Origin of the sequence: Achromobacter sp. RTa, assembly GCF_000757485.1 — a bacterium.
GTDB lineage: Bacteria > Pseudomonadota > Gammaproteobacteria > Burkholderiales > Burkholderiaceae_B > Achromobacter.
The window spans coordinates 417,099-431,913 of the sequence record NZ_JPYO01000045.1 but is presented as its reverse complement, the minus strand read 5'-3'; the positions used below and the strand labels follow the sequence as shown (position 1 = coordinate 431,913).

17 protein-coding genes are annotated in these 14,815 nt (G+C 69.1%); 11 read left to right on the top strand and 6 right to left on the bottom strand.

Translation table 11 applies throughout. The features are described 5' to 3' along the window. Positions 1-25 precede the first annotated feature (25 nt). Positions 26-1,693 (bottom strand): NYN domain-containing protein, encoded by a 1,668-nt coding sequence (locus JL37_RS26265; protein ID WP_043547933.1) that lies wholly within the window; start codon positions 1,691-1,693, stop codon positions 26-28. Positions 1,694-1,795: 102 nt separating this feature from the next. On the opposite strand from JL37_RS26265, the gene JL37_RS26260 reads away from it, so the two are divergent. The 3 genes from JL37_RS26260 to JL37_RS26250 all read left to right on the top strand — a co-directional run bounded on the left by JL37_RS26260 (position 1,796) and on the right by JL37_RS26250 (position 4,373). Further along, the gene (locus tag JL37_RS26260) at positions 1,796-2,374 is read left to right on the top strand and encodes a GNAT family N-acetyltransferase (protein WP_043548240.1); all 579 of its coding nucleotides are present in this window, start codon (positions 1,796-1,798) and stop codon (positions 2,372-2,374) included. Positions 2,375-2,544: 170 nt separating this feature from the next. Further along, a complete protein-coding gene (locus JL37_RS26255) occupies positions 2,545-3,420 on the top strand; it encodes a motility protein A (RefSeq protein WP_043547932.1) in 876 nt (291 codons plus the stop codon). Beyond that, the gene (locus JL37_RS26250; RefSeq protein WP_043547931.1) at positions 3,417-4,373 is read left to right on the top strand and encodes an OmpA family protein; all 957 of its coding nucleotides are present in this window, start codon (positions 3,417-3,419) and stop codon (positions 4,371-4,373) included. Before JL37_RS26255 ends, JL37_RS26250 begins: the two co-directional genes overlap by 4 nt. Before the next feature lie 41 nt (positions 4,374-4,414). Here the strand turns inward: JL37_RS26250 and JL37_RS26245 are convergent, their stop codons facing one another. Beyond that, positions 4,415-4,759, bottom strand: coding sequence for a glycine zipper 2TM domain-containing protein (locus JL37_RS26245; RefSeq protein WP_043547929.1), 345 nt, complete (start codon positions 4,757-4,759; stop codon positions 4,415-4,417). Positions 4,760-4,938: 179 nt separating this feature from the next. Here JL37_RS26245 and JL37_RS26240 point away from each other — a divergent pair, with 179 nt between their 5' ends. Together JL37_RS26240 and JL37_RS26235 are read left to right on the top strand one after the other, a co-directional pair. Continuing rightward, a complete protein-coding gene (locus JL37_RS26240) occupies positions 4,939-5,457 on the top strand; it encodes a helix-turn-helix domain-containing protein (RefSeq protein WP_052097608.1) in 519 nt (172 codons plus the stop codon). Then, positions 5,454-5,870: a VOC family protein gene (locus JL37_RS26235; protein WP_043547927.1), complete on the top strand. Its 417-nt coding sequence runs from the start codon at positions 5,454-5,456 to the stop codon at positions 5,868-5,870. The genes JL37_RS26240 and JL37_RS26235 overlap by 4 nt, the downstream gene beginning before the upstream one ends. 18 nt (positions 5,871-5,888) lie before the next feature. Here the strand turns inward: JL37_RS26235 and JL37_RS26230 are convergent, their stop codons facing one another. Continuing rightward, on the bottom strand, positions 5,889-6,776 hold the full coding sequence (locus JL37_RS26230) for a DMT family transporter (RefSeq protein WP_043547926.1): 888 nt from the start codon (positions 6,774-6,776) through the stop codon (positions 5,889-5,891). 64 nt (positions 6,777-6,840) lie between these two features. Continuing rightward, the gene (locus JL37_RS26225; protein WP_043547925.1) at positions 6,841-7,764 is read right to left on the bottom strand and encodes a helix-turn-helix domain-containing GNAT family N-acetyltransferase; all 924 of its coding nucleotides are present in this window, start codon (positions 7,762-7,764) and stop codon (positions 6,841-6,843) included. Positions 7,765-7,890: 126 nt separating this feature from the next. On the opposite strand from JL37_RS26225, the gene JL37_RS26220 reads away from it, so the two are divergent. From JL37_RS26220 to JL37_RS26195, 6 genes are all read left to right on the top strand, one after another. After that, entirely contained in the window at positions 7,891-8,244 is a 354-nt protein-coding gene (locus JL37_RS26220) for a YciI family protein (RefSeq protein ID WP_043547924.1), read from the top strand. A gap of 431 nt (positions 8,245-8,675) precedes the next feature. Continuing rightward, the gene (locus JL37_RS26215) at positions 8,676-9,086 is read left to right on the top strand and encodes a YciI family protein (protein ID WP_043547923.1); all 411 of its coding nucleotides are present in this window, start codon (positions 8,676-8,678) and stop codon (positions 9,084-9,086) included. A 47-nt stretch (positions 9,087-9,133) separates the two neighbouring features. Then, complete coding sequence (locus tag JL37_RS26210) at positions 9,134-9,541, top strand: VOC family protein (protein ID WP_043547922.1); 408 nt, start codon at positions 9,134-9,136, stop codon at positions 9,539-9,541. Then, positions 9,538-10,821: an RNA polymerase sigma factor gene (locus tag JL37_RS26205; protein ID WP_043547921.1), complete on the top strand. Its 1,284-nt coding sequence runs from the start codon at positions 9,538-9,540 to the stop codon at positions 10,819-10,821. Before JL37_RS26210 ends, JL37_RS26205 begins: the two co-directional genes overlap by 4 nt. Positions 10,822-10,921: 100 nt before the next feature. After that, a complete protein-coding gene (locus tag JL37_RS26200; protein WP_043548239.1) occupies positions 10,922-11,746 on the top strand; it encodes an AraC family transcriptional regulator in 825 nt (274 codons plus the stop codon). 80 nt (positions 11,747-11,826) lie between these two features. Then, positions 11,827-12,786, top strand: coding sequence for a DMT family transporter (locus JL37_RS26195; RefSeq protein ID WP_043547920.1), 960 nt, complete (start codon positions 11,827-11,829; stop codon positions 12,784-12,786). A 38-nt stretch (positions 12,787-12,824) separates the two neighbouring features. Here JL37_RS26195 and JL37_RS26190 read toward each other — a convergent pair whose 3' ends face one another. Further along, positions 12,825-13,493, bottom strand: a complete 669-nt coding sequence (locus JL37_RS26190; RefSeq protein WP_043547919.1) for an HAD family phosphatase — start codon at positions 13,491-13,493, stop codon at positions 12,825-12,827. Positions 13,494-13,562: 69 nt separating this feature from the next. Further along, the gene (locus JL37_RS26185) at positions 13,563-14,741 is read right to left on the bottom strand and encodes a CynX/NimT family MFS transporter (RefSeq protein ID WP_043547918.1); all 1,179 of its coding nucleotides are present in this window, start codon (positions 14,739-14,741) and stop codon (positions 13,563-13,565) included. Between the last annotated feature and the right edge of the window lie 74 nt (positions 14,742-14,815).

The following is a 14,815-nucleotide window of genomic DNA, read 5'->3' as shown; positions in this document are numbered from 1 at the left end:
GCCCTACCCGGCGTTACGGCCGCGCTCAGGATTCGGCGGCCGCCTTCTTCGGGCGGCGGGCCGCGGTCTTGCGGGCGGGCTTGGCGGGAGCCTCCGCGGCGGCCTTGGCTTGCGGCTCAGGCGTGGCGGCGGGCTCGGCGGGGGCCGCCGTCTTGGCCGCGGCGGCCTTGGTGGCAGCCGTCTTGCTTGCTGCCGTCTTGGCGGCGGTGCGGCTGCGGGCCGTGCTGCGCTTCGCGGCGGGCTTGTCCTCCGCGGGCTGGCTGGCCTCGGGCTTGTCGCCGGCCCTTGCCACTCCGCCTTCGAACGGGTCTGCCGCCTTGGCCTTGCCGGCAGGCTCGCGGCGCGTTTCCGCTGTGGGCTCGGCAAAGGTCCATTCGGCAAGATTCACCGCGGGCAAGGGCTGGCGAGCCTGCGGCAAGGGCTTGGGCATGGGCGGAAGGCGCGACACCTGCGCGGGCTTGGGCGCTTGCGCCCGCGCCAGGGCGTCTGCCCGCATCGCTTCAAGCGCGGCGGCTTCCTTGGCAAGCTCCCGGGCAGCTTCGGCGTCCCTGTCGTCCTGGGAGGACACGGCAGCGGGCGCTTGCACGGGAACCGGCGTGGCGGCCGGCGATTCGGACGGCGCATCCGGCACCGTAGCGGCGGTTTCCTTGCCCGCGGCCTGCTCGGCGGACTGGCCTGCTGCCCTGTCCGCGCCGCCCTGCTTGCGGCCGCCGCGCGACTTGCGGGCGGAGCGGGAACGGGATTCTTCCTGGGCCGCGCCCGCCTCCTGCGCCTCGTCGGCCTCGGGTGCCGGCGAACGGGCCGGCGCAGGACGGGAGCCGCCATTGCCAGCGGCCCGGTTCACGGGCGGCGCGCTGCCCGTGCTGTCCCGATACACATAGGTGCCCGCGTTCTCTTCGCGCCCCACTTCCAGCAGGCCGCGCGATTGCGCTTCGTCCAGCAGGTTTCCGAAGGCGCGGAAACCGTAGTAGGACTCGTTGAAATCCGGCCGGCGGCGCTTGAGCGCGTCCTTCAGCGCCGAAGCCCAGATCTTGCCGCTGTCGCCGCGTTCGGCCACCAGCGCTTCGAAGGTCTCGACCACCATCTCGACCGCCTGGGTCTTGCGGGCCTCTTGCTCTTCCTTGCGCCGGCGCTCCTCTTCGGGGGTGCGGCGCTGGCCGCCAGCCGCGCCGCCGGCGCCGCGGTTATCGCGCCGGGCCTCGGCGTTGCGCTGGCCCTCGCGCGCCAGGTCGTCGTAGAAAATGAATTCGTCGCAATTGGCGATCAACAGGTCCGAGGTGGATTGCTTCACGCCCACCCCGATCACCTTCTTGTTGTTCTCGCGCAGCTTGGACACCAGCGGCGAAAAATCGGAATCGCCGCTGATGATCACGAACGTGTTGACGTGGGACTTGGTGTAGCAGAAGTCCAACGCGTCCACGACCAGGCGGATGTCCGCCGAATTCTTGCCCGATTGGCGCACGTGCGGGATCTCGATCAGCTCGAAATTGGCCTCGTGCATGGGGGCCTTGAATTCCTTGTAGCGCTCCCAGTCGCAATAGGCCTTCTTGACGACGATGCTGCCCTTGAGCAGCAGGCGCTCCAGCACGGGCCGGATGTCGAATTTATTGAATTTCGTGTCGCGCACGCCCAGCGCCACGTTCTCGAAATCGCAGAAAAGCGCCATGCTGACGCTTTCGTTGGGGTTGTTCATGCTTTGCTCCAGTTCAGGGGCGGCCGCCGGGCGAGACGCCGCCATATGCCGCCCATGATATACATATCCGTCGATTCACTGCGCCGAGGCCTCCCCGCGCCCATGCCCGACGACCATTTTCCGCCCGCGCTCGCCACCGGCCGCCTGCTGCTGCGCCCCTTGGAAATCGGCGATGCCGATGCCGTCCAGCGCATCTTCCCGCAGTGGGAAGTGGTGCGCTTCCTGGCCGACCAGGTGCCCTGGCCCTACCCCCCGGACGGCGCGCGCGTCTATATAGAACAGATCGCGGTTCCCGCCATGCGCGAGGGCACGCAGTGGCATTGGTCCATCCGCACCCGAGCCGAGCCCGAGGTCCTGATCGGCATCGTCAGCCTGATGGACGACGACTCCGGCAACAACCGCGGCTTCTGGCTGGATCCGGTCCACCATGGCAAGGGCTACATGACCGAAGCCAGCGAAGCCGCCACCGCCTACTGGTTCGAGGTGCTGGGCAAGCCCGTGCTGCGCGCGCCCAAGGCCGTGGCCAACACCGCCTCGCGCAATATTTCACGGCGCGGGGGCATGCGCCTGGTCGGCACGGAGGAACGCGGCTACGTCAGCGGACGCCTGCCCACCGAGATCTGGGAGATCACGCGCGAAGAATGGATCGCCCTGCATCCGCGGCTTTCCGCTCCGGGCTGACCCGCCCCCATTTTTTGCCGCGGCACCCCCCGCCCGGCGCCCGGGGCAAGCCGGCGCTTACCGCCCTTTTCGCCCCGCTTTCCGGCCGATTGAGCGGCCGCGATCCTGGCTAGAATTCCCGAAAATCCGGCATTCCGCACATGGGATGCCTTCGTTATCGGGCAAGATCCATGAATCCGTCTACCGTCATCGGCGCCGCCGTCGGCCTCCTTACCGTGGTCATCGTCGTGGCGCTGGCCGCCACCGACCCCGGCCTCTACGTCAACCTCCCGGGCCTGGCCATCGTGCTGGGCGGCACTTGCGCCGCCCTGTTCATCGCCTATCCCCTGTCCGAGGTGGTGCGCGTCTTCAAGCTGGTGCGCACCGTCTTCCGCAACGACCAGCACGACCAGCAGCGCGACATCGACGAGCTGGCCGCCATGGCCCAGCTGTGGATGAACACCGACGTCCGCAAGGTCGAAGAGGAGCTCAAGAAGGTCTCCAACCCCTTCCTGCGCACGGGCGTGCAGCTGATCATCGACAACACGCCGGAAGACCAGATCATCGAATTGCTGCAATGGCGCGTCGCCCGCCTGCGCGCCCGCGAGCAGGCCGAGGCCCAGATGTTCCGCGTCATGGCCACCTTCGCCCCCGCCTTCGGCATGCTGGGCACCCTGGTCGGGCTGATCAACCTGATGTCGGTCCTGGGCGACGGCAGCATGCAGACCATCGGGCAGCAGCTGGCGATCGGCCTGATGACCACCTTCTACGGCATCCTGCTCGCCAACCTGGTCTGCAAGCCCATCGCGCTGAAGCTGGAACGCCGCACCGCCAGGCGGGTCGAGTCCATGAACATGGTGCTGCAAGGCATCGCCATGATGTGCGAGAAGCGGGGCCCCGCCGTGGTGCGCGAAACCCTGAACTCCTTCGTGATGCACGTCGAAGACGAAATCTACGACGGCGGCGTCGCCGCCAAGCCGAAGCCCGCGCCGGCCAAGGCCGAGGGCCCGGCCAAGCCCGCCGCCAAGCCCGTGTCCATCGCCCGTCCGGCCGCCGTGCGCCAATGAGCCTGATTTCCCCCACCCTGGCAGAGCGGATCGAACAGGCCCGCCAGGCCCAGCTGCGGGCCCAGAAGGAGGCCGCCAGCAACGGCTGGCGCCAGAGCAAGAGCGGCCGCCAGGACCGCTACGCCCGCTGGCACGTCGAGGAAACCGTCGAACAGGATTCCGAGAACTGGCTGCTCAGCTATCTGGATCTGATCACCCTGCTGTTGGCCCTGCTCGTCGTCCTGCTGGCGCTGACCCGCCTGCATGGACAGGATCTGGGCAAAAACGGGCAGCCTGTGGACCTGGTCGGCACCGTGGCCGCCAGCGGCCTGCCGGCCTATGACGGCGAGTACTCGGAATTCGACGCGGTGGCCATCCCGGCCAGCTGGGCGGAGCCGCCCGCCGTGGCGGCGCCCGCGGCCGTCGCCAGCGCGCCCGCCAGCCAGGAGGGCGAAGTGGTCGCGGAAGCCCCGCCTCCGCTGCGCGCTCCTTCCAAGGAGTCACTGGGCCTGGCCGACCTCGGCAACTCGGTGGACGTCATCATCAACGAACAATCCGTCAGCTTCCGCATCAGCAACGAGCTGCTCTTCCCCTCGGGCCAGGCCACGCTCAGCCCCGCCGGGCTGGACGTGATCAAGCGCCTGGCCGGCATCCTGAACAAGAACGAGTACCAGGTTTCGGTGGAAGGCCACAGCGACCCGGTGCCCATCCAGACGCGCCAGTTCGCGTCCAACTGGGAGCTGTCCAGCAGCCGAGCCACCAGCGTGCTGCGCGAGCTGGTCCGCGACGGTGTGTCCGCTCAGCGCCTGCGCGCCGTCGGCTACGCCGAGACGCGCCCGATCGAATCCAACGACACCGCCGCGGGCCGCGCCGCCAACCGGCGCGTGGAACTGATCATGGACATCCCCGCGCCGCAGAACGCGGCGCAGGCGGCGGCGCCCGCCGCCAAGGCCGACGCCGCCGCCCGCTCCTGAGCCTGCGCGAACGCTCGGCGTCTCAGGCCGCGCGGCCGGGATCAATGCCGATGGCGCCAGTTCGAACGGCCGTGGCCGCGATGGCTGTCATGGCCGCGATAATCGGTGCGGCGGTAGGAATGGCCGCGACCGCGGTCGCGGTCCCAGTGGCGGCGGCCCCGGCGGTCATCATCGTCCGTGATGACGTTGCCCAGCACCCCACCCGCCGCGGCGCCGCCCAGCGTGAGCCAGGGGTCGCCATCGGACAGCAAGGCGCCGGCCACCCCGCCCAGCCCCGCGCCGATGATGGTGTTGCGGGTCTGCTTGTCCGCCATTGCCGCCGTGCTGACGCCCAGCGCCAGCACGCCCGCGAGCAGGGCTTGGATAACTCGTTTCGTGATGGGCATATTTATTCTCCTGTAGCGGACCGCTCCCGCGTTGCATGGGGCAGGCCCGCAAATCACTATCACGGGGGCAAGGTAGCACTTCAGCTGTGTGTCAGTCCCGCAGGCTGGGATACCGGGTGTATAAGCTGTTTCAGTCGCTTTCTGCCTACACTAGGCCAACCGTCCCGACCTCAGACCCCATGGCTCCTCGCGCACGCCGCAGCACCCAGGCACCCGTTCCGCCCTTGCAGGACCCCGCCCTGCTGCGCCGCCTGCTGCGCGCCAGGGACCGCATGGACGCCGCCTCGCACGAGGCCTGGCCCGTCGAACGCCTGGCCGCGATCGTCGGCGTCACGCAGGCCCATTTCGCCCGCTCGTTCAAGCAGGCCTTCGGCATTCCGCCGCACCGCTACCTGCTCACGCGCCGCATCGAACAGGCCAATACCCTGCTGCGGGACACCTCGCTCAACATCACCGACATCGCGTACGCCACCGGCTGGGAAAGCCTGGGCACCTTCGGCCGCGTCTTCCGCGACATCACGGGCCTGAGCCCCGGCGCCATGCGCCGCCAGGCGCGGACCGAGGCGCAAGCGCTCGGCCACATTCCCGCCTGCGTCCTGAAGGCCGCGCAGCGCCCCGACCTCAACACCGCAGTTTTGGAGAAGCGCCGCCGCATGGCCGACGGTACATTGCCGCCATCAACCAAGGAGGTCTCATGAACCAAGGAATCAGCGTGGTGGGCTTGTATGTGCACGACCAGGACGAAGCGCTGGCGTTCTATGTCGGGAAACTCGGATTCAAGATCCACACGGATGTGCGCAACGGGCCGTACCGGTGGCTTACGGTCCAGCACCCGGAGCAACCCTCCTTCCAGCTAGGCCTGTTCAAGCCCGGCGCGCCCATCCACGACGACGCCACCGCGCAGACCCTGCTCGCCATGGTTGCAAAGGGGGCGATGCCGCCTCTGGTCCTGCACGTGGCGGACTGCCGGGACAGCCATGCCCGGCTCAAGGCCAGCGGGGTCGAATTCACGCAGGAGCCGATCGACCGCTATGGCAGCGTCGACGCGGGGTTCCGCGATCCCGCCGGCAACGGCTGGAAAATGATCCAGGCCCCGCGCAACGCGGCCTAGGCATCCGCCCGGACGCCTTCATCGGGAGGCCGGCGCCGCGCGGTCGCGCGTGCCGAACCAGACGCCCGACAGCACCAGCACAAAGGCGCCGACGAGGCGCCAGCTCAGGGAATAGGAGGCGCCCAGCAGTTCGATGGCCACCGCAGTGATGGGGGCAAGCGCCTGGAACGCCATCACGCGGCTTGCGTCCAGGCGGCCCAGCGCCCACAGCAGGCAGAAATAACCCAGGCCGCTGGATAGCCCGATGAACGTAACGTTGGCCCATTGCACGGCCGACAGTTCGGGCACCAGCGGCGCCTGCCGCACGAGGCAGACGCCGGCGAGAAACAGGACCGAAACGAACATCGCGAACGCGCTGACGCACAAGGCCGGATACTTCTTCAGATAGGGGCGGTACAACAGACTGCACGCCGCGCCGAGGAAGGTCGCTCCGAGCAGGGACGCCCAGGCCTGGATGTCCTGCCCTCCTTGCGCGGGCGCGGCGGACGGCGCCAGCAGGACGGAAATGCCGAGCACCGCGACGCCCGCCCCGGCCATCCGCGACCAGCTGAAGCGCTCGCGCCCGGCGCCGATCGCCAGGCACATCGTCAGCAGCGGCACCGTGGAGAACACCAGGGCGCAGGTCGCGGCCGGCAGCTTGGCAAGCGCGTGGTTCAACAGCAGCATCAGCATCGCGAACTGAAGTATCCCCAGGCCCGCCACCGCAAGCAGGTCCCTGGCAAGAAAACCCGCGGACCAGCGCCGCAGCACCGGCGGCACCAGCAGCGCCAGCCCGATCGCATAGCGCAGAAAGGCCAGGGTTTCGGCCGTGGCATCGGCCGAAACCGTCCGTGTGGACACCATGGCCGCACCCACCAGCATACCGGTCAGCGCGGCGGCGCAGGTCGCCTTGGCGAGGTCGTTCATCGTCAGCCCGGCCCTTGCTCCGGCAAGGCCGCGGCCCGCGTGCGGCCACGGGCCGCGCCAAAGCTCATAGATCGCGCGCCCAGACCTGGCCGACCAGGTCCTGGCCGAAACTGTGATGCGGCTCTTCTTCAAGCAACTGGAACCCCGCCTTCTCGTAGATGCGACGGGCATCCGCCAGGACGCTGTTCGTCCACAGCGCCATGCGGGCATAGCCCGCCTGTTTGGCGAAGCGCAGGCATTCCTCCACCAGCCGGCGGCCGATGCCCAGCCCTCGCGCGCCGGCGTCGACATACAGCAAGCGCAGCTTGGCCGTCGTCTCGTCCTGGCGCACGACGAAAACCGAACCGACCATCTTTCCGTCTTTCTCGGCGATCCAGCAGCGCTCGCAGCTCCGGTCGAAATCGCGGATGAACCTGGCCACGATTTCCGCGACCAGGGCTTCGTACTCGGCGTTCCACCCGTATTCGCGGGCATACACCACCGCCTGGTTGGCCACCACCAGGCCCATATCGCCGGGCAGCGGATCGCGCAGCACGTAGCCCACGGAAGGCTGGCCGCCGAGGAGATTCTGGATATCGTTCATGGCATCGACCAGCTGCGCCTGCGCCGGCTCCGGAAGTTGCTTGAGGACCGCGATGATTTCATTGCGCGAGGCATCGTTGAGCGGGGCGAACGCGGCGCGCCCTTGCCCGGTCAGCTCCAGCTGGGCGACCCGGGCGTCGGCGGCGGATCGCGTTTTGACGATCAAGCCCTTTTTCTCGAACCCCGAGATCACCCGGCTGACATAGCCCGCGTCGAGGTTCAGCTCGCGGCAGAGGTCGGACGTGCTCAAGGCCGGCCGGTGCGCGAGCTCATAAAGGATGCGCACTTCCGTAAGCGAAAACTCGCTGGCCAGCAAATGTTCATGCAGCACGCCGATGTGCCGCGTATAAAAGCGGTTGAACCTCCGCACCGCCTCGGCCCGCTCGTACATCGTCTGGTCTGACATGGCCTCTCCAAATGCTTGCCTAAGGCATATTATTACTTGCTTTTAGCAAGTATTCAAGAGATGTGCAGACGCCAGGAACGGCGGTAATCTGGCGCATTCGCTCCGCCGCTCCCACAGGAAGATTCCATGTCCTACCTGCTTTTCATCGTCGAACCCGTGGGGCAGCGCGCCCAGCGCACGCCCGAAGAGGGCCGCGAAGCCTACGCGCAAATGGTGTGCTACGCGGAGGACCTGAAGGCCCGCGGGCTGCTGGTGCGCGCGGAATCGCTGAAGTCGGAGTCGGAAGCCGTGCGGCTGCGGATCCGCGACGGCGAGCGTACCCTGATGGACGGCCCCTATGCCGAGGCCAAGGAAATGATCGGGGGGTTCTTTCTGCTGACCTGCGAGACGCGGGAGGAGGCGCTGGCCTTGGCGGCGGAATGTCCTGCCGCGCAGTGGGCCACGGTGGAAGTCCGGGAGCTGGGGCCGTGTTTCATGTAGGCGCCGCCCCCAGGCGGCGGGCCCGCCATCGAGGCGGGCCCGCGGTCAGGGTCTCAGCAGTTTCCTTTCTTGGCTTGCCCGGGCGGGCAGAAACCGCCTCGGCCGCCTCCGTCGTGCGGATCGACGATGACCGACCCGCTGGGGGTATAGACGGCACAGCCCGAAAGCAAGGACGCCACCAAGGCAAGGCTACAGAGGATTTTCATATCGCTATTCAGAGTTGCGGACGCTGGGAGTGTAAGGACGCCCGGTGAAACCAGGCCTGAGCCTTCGTAACAATCTGCTCGGGCATGGCGCGTCGCCAAGCCCCGGAACTTGGTGCTTACCCTAGGTTTTCCTTTTTCCTGTCGATTCGGCGAGTTGCGATTCGTCGTGCCTGTACAAGCCCCGGAACAGCGGGGTTCTGTAGTCCGAACCAAGGAGATCCAGAAATGCGATTCATGATCCTCGTGCGGGCCACGCCCGACAGCGAAGCCGGCGTGATGCCGGAAGAAAGCATGCTCGCCTCGATGACGACGTATCACGAAGCCCTGGCCAAGGCAGGCGTGCTGCTGGACGCCAATGGGCTGCAGCCCTCGTCCAAGGGCTGGCGCGTGCAGTACGACAACGGCCAGCGCTCGGTGGTGGACGGGCCATTCGCGGAAACCAAGGAGCTGATCGCCGGCTACACCATGATCCAGGTGCGCTCGCGCGAGGAAGCGATGCAATGGGCGCTGCGCTTTCCCGAACCCTTCATCGGCCAGCCCTGCTCGATCGAAGTGCGCCAGATGTATGAACTGGACGAACTCGGCCCCAGCGAAGCGGTCGAGCGGTTCCGGCAGCTTACCGGCAACGGCCGCTGAGCCACCGCCGCCCCCCACACACGACAACCCAACGGAAGCCACACATCATGCCCAAGCAGATCTTCGTCAACCTCGCCATCGCCGACATGCAGAAATCGCAGGCTTTCTTCAAGAGCCTGGGATTCACGTTCAACCCCCAGTTCACCAATGACCAGGGCGCGTGCATGGTCGTCAGCGACGACATCTACGTCATGCTGCTGGTGAAGGATTTCTTCCAGACCTTCACCGGCAAGCCGGTGGCCGACGCCACCAAGACCACCGAAGTCCTGATCGCGCTGTCCTGCGACAGCCGCGCCGAGGTGGACGACCTGGTGGCCCGCGCGCTCGCGGCCGGCGGCACCGCGCCGCGCCAGCCGCAGGACCATGGCTTCATGTACGCGCACGGCTTCGAGGACCTGGACGGCCACGTCTGGGAGCTCGTGTACATGGTTCCCGGCGAAGTCCCTGCCGTATGACGGCGCAGGCGGCCACGCATCGCGCCATCGAGGCGGTCTGGCGGATCGAAGCCGCCAGCGTCATCGCCGGCGTCGCGCGCCTGGTGCGCGACGTCGGCTTGGCCGAGGAGCTGGCGCAGGATGCCCTGGTCGCCGCCCTGGAACGCTGGCCCGAGACCGGCGTGCCGGACAACCCGGGAGCGTGGCTGATGACCACCGCGAAGAACCGCGCCCGAGACCGCTTGCGGCTGGACGCGCTGCATACGCGCAAGCACGAGCAGATCGGCCATGAGCTGGAGGCCTTGCAGGCCGACGTGGAGCCCGATTTCGTCGATGCGCTGGACGCCGCGCGGCAGGACGATATCGGCGACGATCTGCTGCGCCTCATGTTCACCGCCTGCCATCCGCTGCTGTCTACGGAAGCGCGGGTCGCGTTGACGCTGCGCCTCTTGGGCGGGCTCTCCACGGCCGAGATCGCGCGCGCCTTCCTGGCATCGGAATCCACCATCGCGCAGCGCATCGTGCGCGCCAAGCGCAGCCTCTCCGCCGCGCGCGTGCCCTTCGAGGTGCCGCGCGCGGACGAACGGACGGCGCGCCTGGCCTCCGTGCTGGAGGTCATCTACCTGATCTTCAACGAAGGCTATTCGGCCACGTCCGGCGCCGACTGGACGCGCCCCGCCTTGTGCGACGAGGCCCTGCGCCTGGGCCGCATCCTGGCGCAGTTGGCGTCCGGAGACGGCGAAGTGCATGGGCTGGTCGCGCTGATGGAGCTGCAGGCTTCGCGGCTGCATGCGCGCGCCGATGCGCAAGGCCGCCCCGTGCTGCTGATGGAGCAGGACCGCGGCCGCTGGGATCCGCTGCTGATCCGGCGGGGCCTGGCGGCGCTGGAGCGCTCGGACGCGCTGGGCGGCGCCCGCGGCCCCTACGCGCTGCAAGCCGGACTGGCCGCCTGCCACGCCCGGGCCCGCACGCCCGAAGACACCGATTGGCCGCGCATCGTGGCGCTGTACGACGCGCTCGTCCAGGCCCAGCCTTCGCCCGTGGTGGAGTTGAACCGCGCCGTGGCGGTCGGCATGGCGTTCGGTCCGCAGGCCGGGTTGGACCTGGCGGACCAGCTGGCGCAGGATCCGGCGCTGGCCAACTACCATTGGCTGCCCAGCGTGCGCGGCGACCTGCTGGCCAAGCTGGGGCGCCGGGCCGAGGCCTGCGCCGAATTCGAGCGCGCCGCCGGCATGACGCGCAACGCGCGCGAACGGGAGCTGCTGCTGGAACGCGCCGAGGCCATGCGCGCGGACGGATAAGACACCGGCAAATCCCGCCGCGCCGCTTCTACGCCGGCGTGCTTAAATTCCATCCATGCATCCCGCCCACGCCGTTCCGCCGGACCTCGCCGCGCCCGCCATGCCAGGCGTGCCGGCGGCGTTCGACCATCCCGGCGACCGCGCCGAATTCAGGCAGCCGCCGCACCTGCCCGGCGTGGAGCTGTACCGCGCCCATATCATCCGCCACGCCTTCGAGCCGCACACCCACGAGGCCTACGGACTGGGCGCCATCGAATCCGGCGTGGAGCGTTTCCGCTATCGTGGCTCGGACCATCTCGCCCCGCCAGGTTCAGTGGTGCTGATGAATCCCGACGAACTGCACACGGGGCGCGCCGAAACCGAAGGCGGCTGGCGCTACCGCATGGCCTACCTGGACCCGGGCGTAGTGGAACGCGTGACCGGCGACAGCGGCTGGTGGTTCGACGCCGCGGTGGGCGCCGACGCCGCCCGCGCGCAGCGCATCGCCGCCCTGCTCGATGTCTTGTGGCTGGCGCGCGAACCGCTGGCCTTCGACAGCGCGCTGTACGCCCTGCTGGCGGAGTTCCGCCCCCACGCCCGCCTGGACCGGCCCGCCCAGGCGGAAGGGGCGCCGCGTTTCGCTCCCGTCGTCGACTACCTGCGCGCTCACCTGTCCAGGCGGATGACGCTGGATGAACTGGCGGCCGTGGCCGGGCTCAGCCCCTTCCATTTCCTGCGCCGTTTCCAGGCGCACTATCACGCCACGCCGCAGCAGATGCTGATGGCGCTGCGGCTGTTCGAGGCCAAGCGTCGGCTGGCCGCGGGCGAGGCGCCCGCCCAGGTGGCGCTGGCCGCCGGCCTGACCGACCAGGCCCACCTGACGCGCGCCTTCTCGCGCCGCTACGGCGTCACGCCCGCCCGCTATCAGAAACAAGTCCGGTCCTGACGCCCGGACAGCAAGCTGGTACAAGACGCGCTGGTTCCGCCCCCGCTAGATTGGGGCCTGACCGACCTGGAGCGACTCGTATGTGGGCTGGAACCCTTTACGCCCTGGCCGCCGGCCTGATGTGGGGGCTGGTGTTCGTGGGCCCTTTGCTGTTGCCGGAATATCCGGCGGCGCTGCAGTCGGTGGCGCGCTACCTGGCGTTCGGCCTGATCGCGCTGCCCCTGGCCTGGCTGGACCGCCACGCCCTGCGCCAACTGAGCCGGGCCGACTGGATCGAGGCGCTGAAGCTCGCCGCCATCGGCAACCTGCTGTATTACCTGTGCCTGGCCAGCGCCATCCAGCGCGCGGGCGGCCCGCTGCCCACCATGCTCATCGGCACCCTGCCCGTGGTGATCGCCATCAGCGCCAATCTGCGCAACGCGCGGCGCGACGGGAAACTTCCGTGGAAGCGGCTGGCGCCGTCGCTGGCGCTGATCGCGCTGGGCATCGCCTGCGTCAACCGGGTGGAGTTGCAGGCGCTGAGCCAGGATGACGGCGCCGACCTGCGGCGCTACGCCATCGGCGGCCTGCTGGCGCTGGGCGCGGTGGCCTGCTGGACCTGGTATCCGCTGCGCAATGCGGACTGGCTGCGCGCGCATCCCGACCGCAGCCCCCGCACCTGGGCCACCGCCCAGGGTGTGGCCACCCTGCCCCTGGCCCTTGCGGGCTATGCCGTGCTGTGGGGCGGCATGGCGGCGGCCGGCAGCGCGTTTCCCATGCCGGCGGGTCCTCGGCCCGAGGTCTTCCTGGGCCTCATGGCCATCATCGGCCTGTTCGCATCGTGGCTGGGCACCTTGTGCTGGAACGAGGCCAGCCAGCGCCTGCCGACCGCGCTGGCCGGGCAGCTCATCGTGTTCGAAACACTGGCGGCCCTGGCCTACGCCTTCATCCTGCGCGGGCAGATGCCGCAGCCCTTGACCCTGGCCGGGATCGCCTGCCTGATGATCGGAGTGCTGCGCGCCGTGCGGGTCAAGCCCGAACCGCAGTCCGCCGCAGCCTGAGCCTGGCCCGTGCGCAGCTCCGATCAGCGTAAACAGGCCTAGACGATCTCCAGCAGGCGGCGCAGATCGTCGATGACCTCGGACGCGCCTTCGTCCAGCAGCCGCTGGCGCTGGTCCGGCCCGTTGTGCGAGGCCCCCACGAAGCCCACCGCGCGCATCCGCGCGGCGCGCGCCGCGCGCACGCCGGGCACACTGTCCTCGACCACCACGCAATCCAGGATAGCTGTCTGCATCCGCCGGGCCGCGAACAGGAACACGTCCGGCGCCGGCTTGCCGTGCGCCACCTGCGCGGTGCTGAAGACGTTGGGCGCGAAGGCGTCCCACAGGCCCACCATCTTCAATGCCGCTTCCAGCTTCGCGGGCATGCTGCTGGAGGCCACGCAGACCTGCACGCCGCGTTCGCGCAGCGCCGCCACCGTCTCGGCCGCGCCGGGCAGCGCGCGCAGTTCCTGGCGGAACGTGGCTTCCAGCCTGTCGGCATACTGCCGCGCGAATCCGTCCGGCAGGCTGCGCGCGTTCTCCTGCTGCAGCGTCCGCCACATGTCCGCGTCGGGGATGCCGGCGAAGCGGCGCGCCGCCTCTTCGGGCGTGATGGCGATGCCGTGGACGGCCAGGGCCCGCGACTGGGCGCGCGCCGCGATGATCTCGCTATCGATCAGGACTCCGTCGCAATCGAAGATGACCAGGCGGGGGGCAGGCGTATGCATGGCGGCTCCAGGAAAAGGGACCTCCATGATATGCCCGCCGCATGACAGCCGGGCGATGGGAGGCTTGCCCTACAGCCCGTTGCCCTTCAATCGCCGCAGGCGCCACGCCAGCGCCACGCCGCCCAGGCCGGCCGCCGCCACGATGAAGGAGGCCGCAGACCAGCCGTAGCGGTCGATCGCGCCGCCCACCGCGAGCGGGCCGATGACCTGCCCCAGGTTGCTGCCTTGCATCACCAGCCCCACGGACGCCGCCGTCAAACCGGCGCGCGGAGCCACCAAGGGAGCGGTGCCCAGCAACGTCGCCGGGATCAGGCCGCCCACCGCCGAGAACAGCACGCACAGCAGGAAGGTCGGCATGGCGGGCAGCACCGAGCGGAAGATCAGCAGCGCCACCACGCCCATCGCCACGCTGGCGCAGGCGATGAGCGTGGACCGCCGCCAGCCGCGCGCCAGCAGCACGCCCGCGCCCAGGTTGCCGATCACGTTGGCGGCGCTTGCGATCGCGCTGTACAGGCCGGCCGTGGTCAGCGAAAGGCCCAGCTGTTCGGTCAGCAGAATGGGCAGGAACGTGAACAGCGCGAAGAACATCAGGCTGTAGAGCATGAACGACAACGCCAGCAGTCCGGGCCCCGGCGCGCTCACGGTATCCACCGTGTCCTGCCGCAGGCCCCGCCACGACAGGCGCGGCCCGGCCTGCGTGGCCGGCGCCAACAGCGCCACGCAGGCCAGCGCCACGATCACCGCCGCGCCCGCGCACCACCAATAGGCTCGCCAGTCTACGAAGGCCTGCGACGCGAGCATCGCGATCGCCATGCCCGCGGGCATGTAGCAGCTCCAGAGCGCGAACGCGAAGTCGCGGCTGGAGGCAGATACCATGCGCTGCAGGGCCGCGGGCCCCGCCACCGTGATCATCAGGAAACCCAGGCCCTCTACCACGCGCGAGGCCAGCAGCACGCCGTAGGCCGGCGCCATGGCTCCGATGGCGGCGCCCGCCGCCGTGGTCGCCAGCCCGGCCAGCAGCATGCGCCGCGCGCCGTAGCGGGTGATCACGCCGCCCGCCGCGATCCCTCCGAACATTCCCAGGACCGAGAACACGGCGGCCAGCGCCCCGATCGATGCCAGGTCGAGCCCCAGGTCCTTGCGCAGCAGCGGCGCGGCGATGATCAGCTTGCCAACCTGCAGCGCGGCCACCACGCCCGCCCCCACGATGGCCAGCACCGCCGGCCAGCGCGTTCCTTCCTTGCCCATTCTGATCTCCCCTCGTTCGAAACCCCGCCAGCATGCCAGGACGGACCGATTCCCGTAAGTGATAATCTTGTGAT